General features: G+C 76.5%; 2 protein-coding genes. One reads left to right on the forward strand and one right to left on the reverse strand.

Going from position 1 to position 2,183, the window contains the following annotated elements; translation table 11 throughout:
* Positions 1–1,170: D-alanyl-D-alanine carboxypeptidase/D-alanyl-D-alanine-endopeptidase (locus ACYVI6_RS18540; protein WP_460447771.1), on the forward strand; the 1,170-nt coding region annotated here is incomplete at its 5' end.
* A gap of 84 nt (positions 1,171–1,254) precedes the next feature.
* On the opposite strand, the gene ACYVI6_RS18545 is transcribed toward ACYVI6_RS18540, so the two are convergent.
* A complete protein-coding gene (locus ACYVI6_RS18545) occupies positions 1,255–2,061 on the reverse strand; it encodes a class I SAM-dependent methyltransferase (RefSeq protein WP_460447772.1) in 807 nt (268 codons plus the stop codon).
* Positions 2,062–2,183 lie beyond the last annotated feature (122 nt).

Below are 2,183 nucleotides of genomic sequence, written 5' to 3' on the forward strand. Positions count from 1 at the left end.
GCCGCGCCGCGGGCCGCGGCCGCCGCGACGACCCGGCCCGACAGCCGCATCGCCGGCAAGCTCGCCGCGCGCGGCGCGTCGAAGTCGCTGGGCTCCCGGTTCAGCGGCGCGGTGATCGACGTCGCCACCGACCGCGTCGTGTGGCAGCGCGGCGGCTCGAAGCGGCTGATGCCCGCCTCGACCACCAAGCTGGTCACCGCCACCAACGCGCTGGCCGTCTACGGCGCCGACCACCGCTTCACCACGACCGTGCGCCGTGGCAGCACCTGGAGCAGCGTCGTGCTCGTCGGCGCGGGCGACCCCACGCTGTCGGGCGCCGACCTCACCTCGCTGGCGAAGCAGACCGCGGCGAAGGTGAAGGCCCAGGGCCGCACGTCCGTCGCGGTGCGCGCCGACGACTCGCTGTTCCCGACGTTCCTGCTGCCGAAGGGCTGGAAGGCGTCGTACGTGAACGTCGACGTCCGCCCCGTGCGCGCGCTCGTCGTCGACCAGCACCACGCGAACGACACCACGATCGACGCCGCCAAGGTGTTCGCCGGCAAGCTGCGCACGCAGGGCCTGACGGTGACCACGGTCAAGCGGGCCCAGGCACCCGCCGGCTCGCCGCTGCTCGGCTCGGTCGCCGGCGACACGCTCGGCACGATCGTCAGCCAGATGCTGCTGACCAGCGACAACGACCACGCCGAGGCGCTGAACCGCCTGGTCAGCCTGCGGTACGGCACCGGCACCACGTGGACGCGCAGCCGGATCGCCCAGCGCGCGGTGCTCGCCCGCGAGGGCACCGAGATCGACGCCGGCCAGCTGTTCGACGGCAGCGGCCTGTCGCGCGCCGACCGGCTCTCGGCGCTGCAGCTCGCGCGGGTCGTCGACCAGACCTGGGCCCGCCCCGAGCTGTCGCTGCTGCGCGGCGCCGCGCTGCCGACGTCCGGCCGCACCGGCACCCTGCAGGCCCGCTACGGGCGCTTCGACACGAAGCCGTCGAAGTGCGCGGCCGGCAAGGTGCACGCCAAGACCGGCACCCTCGGCGACGCCGTGGCCCTCGCCGGCTGGACCACCGGCACCGACGGCCGCCGCAAGGCGTTCGCCTTCCTGGTGAACGGCAGGGGCGACGGCCTGGCCCTCAAGCGCAAGCTCGACACCCTCGCCGCCACCGTCACCGGCTGCTACTGACCCGCGCCCCGACCCTCGCCGAGTTGCGAGTAGTGGTGGACCGGTCGGCGATCTGGTCAACCACTACTCGCATCTCGGCACGGCTCAGGGGGCGGGGCGGACGGCGTCCCAGGCGACGGTGACCTCGCCCAGCCGCCAGCGGGTGCGGCCGCCGAGCACCGGCCAGCCCGCCGCACGCACCGCCTCGACCGTCGCGACCCACCGCTGCCGGGCGCCGTACGCCGCGAGCGGGGCGCACCGGCGCCAGGCGTCGTCGAGGGCGCCGAGCCACGCGTGCACCCGCTCGCCCGGCACGTTGCGGTGGATCAGCGCCTTCGGCAGCCGCTCGGCGACGTCGGACGGCAGCACCAGCCCGGCCAGCCGCAGCGACACCGTGAGCGAGACCGGCCCCGCGCCCGCCTCGACCGCCACCCACGCCGCCCGCCGTCCGACCTCGTCGCAGGTGCCGTCGACGAGCAGCCCGTCCGGCGCGAGCCGCGAGCGCACCAGGCGCCACGCACCCTCGACCTCGTCCTCGTCGTACTGCCGCAGCACGTTCAGCGCGCGCACCACGACCGGACGGCGACCGCCGGGCAGCGCGAGCTCGAACCCGCCGAGCGCGAACGACAGCCCGTCGCCGGCCAGCGGCAGCGCGGCGGCCACCCGGGCGGGATCGATCTCGAGCCCCACGACCTCGACGTCGCCCCGCACCGCCCGCAGCCGGTCGCGCAGCTCGACGGCGGTCACCGGCGTGGCCCCGTAGCCGAGGTCGACGACGAGCGGGTCGGCGGCGGCGCGCAGCCGAGCGGCCTGCGCACCGGCCAGCCAGCGGTCGACGCGGCGCAGGCGGTTCGGGTTCGTCGTCCCGCGGGTGATCGTGCCCACCGGGCGGGTCGTGCGCTGGGCGGCCATCACAGCCGAGGGTGACATGATCCGCGGGTGCGGCGGGCGTGGCGGGGTGCGGTCGCCGCCGCGGCGGTGCTGGCGCTCGGCGGCTCGGCCCTCGCCGTCGCGCAGCCCACGCTGCGGGCGGA

It is taken from the genome of Angustibacter aerolatus, assembly GCF_054776675.1.

What these genes read in the sequence shown, in the direction of transcription:
- ACYVI6_RS18545 (WP_460447772.1), bottom strand. Translation starts at nt 2,061, where the DNA reads ATGGCCGCCCAGCGCACGACCCGCCCGGTGGGCACGATCACCCGCGGG.